Origin of the sequence: Streptomyces fuscichromogenes, from assembly GCF_014645815.1 — a bacterium.
GTDB lineage: Bacteria > Actinomycetota > Actinomycetes > Streptomycetales > Streptomycetaceae > Streptomyces > Streptomyces fuscichromogenes.
Genome location: NZ_BMML01000012.1, coordinates 283,982 through 290,694 on the forward strand (window position 1 = coordinate 283,982; position 6,713 = coordinate 290,694).

6 protein-coding genes are annotated in these 6,713 nt (G+C 69.8%); 5 read left to right on the forward strand and 1 reads right to left on the reverse strand.

Features of this window, described 5'->3' with window-relative positions:
- The first annotated feature begins 7 nt into the window (after positions 1–7).
- The gene (locus IEZ11_RS26675; protein ID WP_229713376.1) at positions 8–1,171 is read left to right on the forward strand and encodes a HAMP domain-containing sensor histidine kinase; all 1,164 of its coding nucleotides are present in this window, start codon (positions 8–10) and stop codon (positions 1,169–1,171) included.
- Entirely contained in the window at positions 1,168–1,845 is a 678-nt protein-coding gene (locus IEZ11_RS26680; RefSeq protein WP_189265400.1) for a response regulator transcription factor, read from the forward strand. Before IEZ11_RS26675 ends, IEZ11_RS26680 begins: the two co-directional genes overlap by 4 nt.
- Positions 1,846–2,284: 439 nt before the next feature.
- On the opposite strand, the gene IEZ11_RS26685 is transcribed toward IEZ11_RS26680, so the two are convergent.
- Positions 2,285–2,722 carry a glutaredoxin domain-containing protein gene (locus tag IEZ11_RS26685; RefSeq protein WP_189265401.1) on the reverse strand — a complete coding sequence of 146 codons (438 nt, stop codon included), beginning with the start codon at positions 2,720–2,722 and terminating at the stop codon, positions 2,285–2,287.
- A 775-nt stretch (positions 2,723–3,497) separates the two neighbouring features.
- Here IEZ11_RS26685 and IEZ11_RS26690 point away from each other — a divergent pair.
- From IEZ11_RS26690 to IEZ11_RS26700, 3 genes are all read left to right on the forward strand, one after another.
- Complete coding sequence (locus tag IEZ11_RS26690) at positions 3,498–4,739, forward strand: methylmalonyl-CoA mutase family protein (protein WP_268239928.1); 1,242 nt, start codon at positions 3,498–3,500, stop codon at positions 4,737–4,739.
- A gap of 105 nt (positions 4,740–4,844) precedes the next feature.
- Positions 4,845–5,585, forward strand: a complete 741-nt coding sequence (locus IEZ11_RS26695; RefSeq protein ID WP_189265403.1) for a class I SAM-dependent methyltransferase — start codon at positions 4,845–4,847, stop codon at positions 5,583–5,585.
- Between the two features lie 179 nt (positions 5,586–5,764).
- Complete coding sequence (locus tag IEZ11_RS26700; RefSeq protein WP_189265404.1) at positions 5,765–6,610, forward strand: thioesterase II family protein; 846 nt, start codon at positions 5,765–5,767, stop codon at positions 6,608–6,610.
- The last annotated feature ends 103 nt before the right edge of the window (positions 6,611–6,713 follow it).

Consider the following 6,713-nt stretch of genomic DNA (forward strand, 5'->3'; position numbering starts at 1 on the left):
CCTGTACGTGACGTTGTTCCTGCTGTCGGGAACGGCGCTGCTGGCCATCGCGGCCGTGGTGGCGTCCGGCGGATCTCGTTCCAGCCGGACCGCCCCCGGCGGCGGCACCGCTGAGCCGCCCGTCACGGCGGCGCGGGCGAAGGGCCGCATCGCCGGTCTGGAGCAGCAGTTGGCCCAGGCGCATGACACCCAGTCCCGGCAGATCCTGGCCGGCTCCGCCATCGCGCTCGCCGTGATGGCGGTGATCTCGGTCGCTCTCGGCTGGTTCGTCGCCGGCCGGGTGCTGCGCCCGCTGCGCGTGATGACCGCGGCCACCCGCCGGATCACCGCCGACAGCCTGCACGAACGCCTGGCCATCGGCGGCCCCGGCGACGAAGTGAAGGACCTCGCCGACACCATCGACGATCTTCTCGGCCGTCTGGAGGGTTCCTTCGACGCCCAGCGGCTCTTCGTCGCCAACGCCTCCCACGAGCTGCGTACCCCGCTCACCACAATGCGGGCCTCCCTGGACGTGGCTCTCGCCAAGCCGGGACCGGTGCCGGAGAGCATGGCCGTGCTGGCCACCCGGATACGCACCGAACTGGACCGGGTGGACCGGCTGCTGGAGGGATTCCTCGTCCTGGCCCGCACCCAGCACGGTGAGTTCACCGACTCGGCGCGGCTCGCCCTCGGTCCGCTCGTGCTGACCGCTCTGACCGGACGGGCGAAGGACATCGCGGCCAAGGGGCTGACCGTGCGTGCCCACCGGATCGACGACTCCGCGTGGGTGTGGGGCAGCCGGGTGCTGCTGCGCCGGGTGGCCGACAACGTGGTCGACAACGCGATCGCGCACAATGAGCCCGGGGGCTGGATCAGTATCGCGGTACGGGCCGAAGAAGACGACGCGGACGCCGTGTCCCTCGTCGTGGAGTCCGGCGGACCGGTCCTCGACCAGCGGCGGGTGGCAGGCCTTGCGCAGCCCTTCCGCCGCCTCGGCGCCGACCGGACCGGCACCGGCCAGGGCAGCGGCCTGGGCCTGTCCATCGTCGCTGCCGTCACCCAGGCCCACCACGGCATCCTTGACCTGCACGCCCGCCCCGACGGCGGCCTGCGCGTCACCGTCACCCTCCCTCCTGCGGACGGCGGGACGAGGGTGCAGGCGCCTGGCATGGAGACGGGCGTGGCGCGTTGAGAGTCCTGGTGGTCGACGACGCCCGCGCCCTCGCGGAAGTCGTCTCCGAGGGGCTGCGTGACCAGGGCATGGCCGTGGACGTGGCATATGACGGGCTGGACGCCGCAGCCAAGCTGGACGGCACTGCATACGACGTCGTCGTGCTCGACCGCGACCTGCCAGGCATCCACGGCGACACCCTCTGCCAGATGATCACCGAGCGGGACGGCCGTGTGATGGTCCTGATGCTGACCGCCGCCGACTCACCAGGCGACCGTGTCAGCGGCCTGACCCTGGGCGCCGACGACTACCTCGCCAAGCCCTTCCACTTTCCCGAACTCGTCCTGCGTATCCGCGCCCTGGCCCGCCGCCGTCCCGCCGCCCGGTCGCGCATCCTGAGCGCGGCGGGCATCGAACTCGACCCGATACGCCGCACCGTCGGCCGTGACGGCCGCCGACTCGACCTCTCGGTGAAGGAGTTCGCGGTCCTCGAAGCCCTCCTGAACGCGAGCCCCGCCTTTCTCAGCACGGAGAACCTCCTCGAACAGGTCTGGGACGAACACGCCGACCCGTTCACCAACACCGTCACGGTGACGGTCAGCCGCCTGCGCCGCAAACTCGGCGATCCCCCGGTCATCGCCACCACACCCGGCGTGGGGTACCGGATCACCGGCCCAGCTGCCCCACCCGACTGAGCGGCCGCCACGGCCGACAGCAGCCCGGGAACGGGGCCCGGGGATGGGTTCTGCGAACGGTGACCTGCGGACTCGTGGGCGGCTCCGGGGTGTTCGCGAGCGTGACCGTGATCAACGGTCGGCACGTGTACCTGGTCCCTGTCCCTGTCCCTGTCCCGGTCCTGGAGCTGGGGACCGTGGCGGTGTAGCCCGGGGGTCCGGGCTCCGGCCCTCGGGTGTGGATGAGGCCGCTTCAGGCGGTCGACGCCGGCGCGTGTGTGATGTGTTCTGACACGAGGTCCTTGCGGGCCTGCCGCCCTTACGAGTTGATATGTGATAGCGGGTTTGCTGTGTCTGGCCTGGTCGGGTCCTGTTTTGAGGCAGTGCTGGTGTGGTCGGTGGCGGGTTGGGAAGGCCCCTCTGGAGGCATGCGGCATGTGGTGTGTGCGGGGTTGGGTGATTATGTGTGGGAGGGGAGTTGTTCGCGTACCCATGCGGGGTCGGGGTTGGTGTGCGTGCGGCCTGCTATGACGATGGTCGGGACGGTCTCGTTGCCGTTGTTGGCGGTTCTTACGGTGGCGGCTGCCGCTGGGTCCTGCCAGATGTTGACCCAGTGCAGGCGGTGGGCGTTGCGGCCCAGCCTGATACGCAGCCGCATGCAGTACGTGCAGCCCGGCCGCCAGTAGACGACTGGCTGTCCGTCGGCCGCGCTGCGCCGCTCTGCTTCCTGCGCATCGATGGATCTCGGGAAGATCAGGGGGGAGTTCACGACGGCGAGTGCCATGAACACCGGCAGCTCGGCCACGGCTGTGCCGGGGCTTCCCGTGAGGACCAGTGCGGCTGTGACGGCCGCACCGCAGGTCACGAGGAGTACCGGCAGGATCCAGACGCGCATCATGAGGGTGCAGACTATCCGGCCCGACCGGGCTTTGGCTGCGTGGCGGCGGCCTTTCTGCTGTCTGCTGTGCCCGCGTGGGGGATGGGAATCTCCAGGGGTGTCCGTGGGTGTGCCGCACGTGGGGATTACTGGGCCCTGGCGTCGCGGGTGGGCCGGGCGAAGAGGCAGGGTGCTGGCAGTGAGGGCCGGGAGGTAGGGCGGTCGGGAGTGCGTGGGTCTGGTGTGGAGGATGCTTTGCGGCTGTTCGGGCGGAGGCCCGGCCGGGGTCGTCCTGGGTTCCGGGACCGCGGCGCGGCTGCCGGGTCGTTGGGCCGTGGTTCGTCCTGGCTCTTCCTGGCGTGCGTAGATGGCTCCGCCCGCCCGGTTGTTGGTGCGGGGTGTTCGCCGACTGGGGGAGGGGCAGGGAACCGGTCAGGCGCAGATCCGGCCGGGTCCGCTGGAGAGTGGGGAACCTGCGCGTGAGGAGGGGCATGGCATGGCCGGCCTGTGCACCCAACCGGCTCGGCCCGGACCCGGGTGTCCTTGCGGCGCGTCATCCGCTGCGGTCTGGGGCGAGTCTGTGCGGCGGGCGAGGCCCGTGCCCCGCCCGCGCGCGACAAGGGCCGGCGCCCGCCTCGGCGGACCCGACCGGTGGCAGGCCCGGGCGTTCCACCCCTCGTCGGTGCCGCCTGATCGCCTGCCGGCATGTTCCGGTGTTCTGTGTCCGGGTTTCTTTGGTGGGGCTTTGGTGGTGTGGGTGAGGGTGGCTGTCTGAGGCGTGCTCACGGTGTGCTGGATGGTGGGGTGGTTGGTTGTGGCTGGTTCGCGTGTGGTGGTGTCGGATGTGCGGGGCGGGCGGCGTTCGGTGGTCGAGGCGAATGCTGTTCTACGGCGGGCCGTGGGGCGGGGGGTGAGGGATCTGGTGGTTGATTTCGATGTGCCGACGGGGCGTGGCTGTGATTCTGATGTGCCGGGTGTCGGGGGTGGGGTGGGTGTGGGGGGTGTGGCGGTCGACTCGATTGATGACATGCGGGTGCTGTTCGCGGGTGTGCCGTTCGGCCGTGTGACCGTGGTGTTGGCTGCTGACGCGGTGGCTGCTCCGTTGCTGTTGCTGTATCAGCTGGTCGCGGAGGAGCGCGGGGTGGCGGGGAGCCGGCTGGCTGGTGGGGTGGGTAATGATCCGTTGCGTGGGTTTGTGGTGCGGGGTGTCGGGGTGTTCCCGCCCGGGCCATCGGTGCGGCTGGCCGCGGATGTTCTGTGTTATTGCGCGGCTGAGCTTCCGCGTTGGGTGTCTGCCGGGTTGTCCGGCTGTGAGCTGGCCGGGGTGGGTGCGTCTGCGGCGCAGGAGATTGCTTTCACGGTGGCTGACGGTCTTGCGTATGTGCGGGCGGCTGTGGCGGGGGGTCTGGATGCGGGTGTGGCTGTTTCGCGGTTGTCATTTGTTTTCGCGGCGGGTGTCACGGTTGTTGAGGGTGCGGCGAAGGTTCTTGCCGCGCGTCGGGTCTGGGCCCGGTTGGTGGCGCGTGAGTTCGGTGGGCGTGTTGGGGTGTTGTGTGGTGCGCGGTTCGGTACCTGTTCCCTGGGTGCTGACGGCGGGTGGAGTGTGTCGCGGACGGTGTTGCGGGCGCGGTCGTCCGTCGGGTTGTGTGCTGTTGAGCGGCTGGCTGGGGAGGTGGCCGGGGCCGCCTTTGGCCTTGTGGAGGGGGTGGAGCGGGCGGGTGGCGTGTGGGGTGCGGCCCGGGGCGGTTTTCGCGGTGCCGGGCTTGCGCGTGGCGGGTGCCGGTGCGGCCGGGGTGTGGGGGGTGGGGTGGGTGGTGGCGTGGTGGGGCAGGTGGAGTGTCTTGCGAAGGTTCGGGCGTGGCGTTGTGCTGAGCGGGTTACTGGTGCTTTGCGGGCGGTGGGTGTGGTGGCGGAGGGCGGTGGGAATGTCCTTTTCCCGATGAAGGATGCGCTGGCTGCGGGTGCGACGGTGGGTGAGGTGTGTGGTGTGTTGCGGGGAGTGTGGGGTTCGGGTGGTGTGGAGCGCGGGTGGTTTTGACGGTGTCGTGTTGGGCTCGTCCGGCGGAACATGGGCCGTGGCTGAGCGCCGGCCGGTGCCTTAATCGTGTTGACCGCTCGGGGCAGGCAGTGCTGGAGTCGGCGCGTGGACAGCATCCCCGCCAACCGGCGGCTCTGGAACCGGATCAGCAGCGCCTACCAGCACGAGCACGACCCGCAAATCGGCGCCGCGCCCCGGCTGTGGGGCATGTACTCGATCCCCGACGAGTACCTGCATGCCCTGGGCGATGTCACCGGTAAGCGCGTCCTGGAACTCGGCTGCGGCGCCGGCCAGTGGTCCAGGGCGCTCGCGGCCGAGGGCGCCAATGTGGTCGGGCTCGACCTGTCCGAAGCGCAACTCGCTGCAGCGGCCAGGGCGATGGGAACGGCCCGCTATCCGCTGGTGCAAGGCGCCGCTGAAAAGCTTCCGTTCGCCGCCGGCAGCTTCGATTTGGTGTTCTGTGACTTCGGTGGGCTCAGCTGGGCTCCCCCGCACCTGGCCGTCCCACAGGCCGCACGTGTCTTGGGTCGGGGCGGGCGGCTGGTGTTCAACGTCGCCAGTCCATGGTTCGAAGCCTGCTACGACGAAGTCGCCGGCCGCGTGAGTACGACGCTGCAGCAGGACTACTTCGGGCTGGGCGCCATCGCCGAGGGCGATGGCGCGAGTAGTTATCAGCTCACCTACGGCGGTTGGGTCAGGGTCCTGCGCGGCGCGGGTCTCATCATCGACGACCTCATCGAGCCGCGGCCCGAACCGGGAACACCCAACGGCTACAACAAGACCGACCCACCCGACTGGGCACACCGCTGGCCGGCGGAACTGCTCTGGGTGACCCATAAACCGTGAGTTCCGCCGCGCCGTGACGTGAAGGGATTCCCCGGCGGTGCGGGCCGGGCTGGGTGGGTTGTGGTTGTGGTGTGGGTTGGGGGGTGAAGTTTGGGGGTTCTTTAGTGGTGGTGGTGAGGGTGGGTGTTGTCAGCTCGGTGTGTGGCCGGGGTTGGTGTCGATGGGTGGGGGTGTGTTGTATGGCGGGTGGTCGGGGTGGTGATGGTGGGGCGTGGGTCCGGCGTTTTCATTCTGGTGGGTCTGGTGGGTCTGGTGGGTCTGGTGGGTTGGGTGGGTTGGGTGGGGGGTGGTTGTGTCGGTTGGTGTGTTTGCCGCATGCGGGTGGGACGGCGTCGTATTTTTTTCCGTTTTCTGAGCGGTTGGTGGGGTGTGCGGATGTGGTGGCGGTGCAGTATCCGGGGCGTCAGGACCGTCGGGGGGAGCGGGCGTTGACGTCGGTGGCGGGGCTGGTCGGGGGGGTGCGTGAGGCGTTGCGTGGCTGGGATGATCTGCCGTTGGTGTTGTTCGGGCACAGTATGGGTGCTGTGGTTGCTTTCGAGTTGGCGCGTGTGCTGCGTGGGGAGGGTGCGCAGCCGTTGGGGCTGATTGTTTCGGGGCGGCGTTCGGCTGCTGTGTGCGGGGACGGGCGTGTGCATGTGCTGGGTGATGATGCGCTGGTGGAGGAGGTGCGGGTGCTGTCGGGTACGGATCCTGGTCTGCTGGGGGACCGGGAGGTGCTGTCGATGGTGCTGCCTGCGTTGCGGGCGGATTTCGAGGCTGTGGAGACCTACCGGTATGTGCCGGATGCGGCGGGTGGTGTGCCGTTGAGCTGTCCGCTGACGGTGTTCACGGGCAGTGCCGATCCGCGGGTGGGTGTGCAGGAGGCGATGGCGTGGCGGGAGCTGACCGAGGGGGTGTTCTCCTTGCGGGTGTTTCCCGGGGGGCATTTCTATCTCGGCGGGCAGGTCGCTGAGGTGTGTGAGGCGGTCGCGGAGAACATCCGTGTGTTCACCGGGACGCGGGTGCAGGCGTCGGCCGGCGGGTGACGGCCGGCGGGTGACGGCCGGCGGTGCCCCTTGCCGGCCCGCCTGCGGGCGGGCGGCGGGCCGGGCGGGCGGGTGTGCTGGCGGGGCGGGCGGGTGTGCTGGC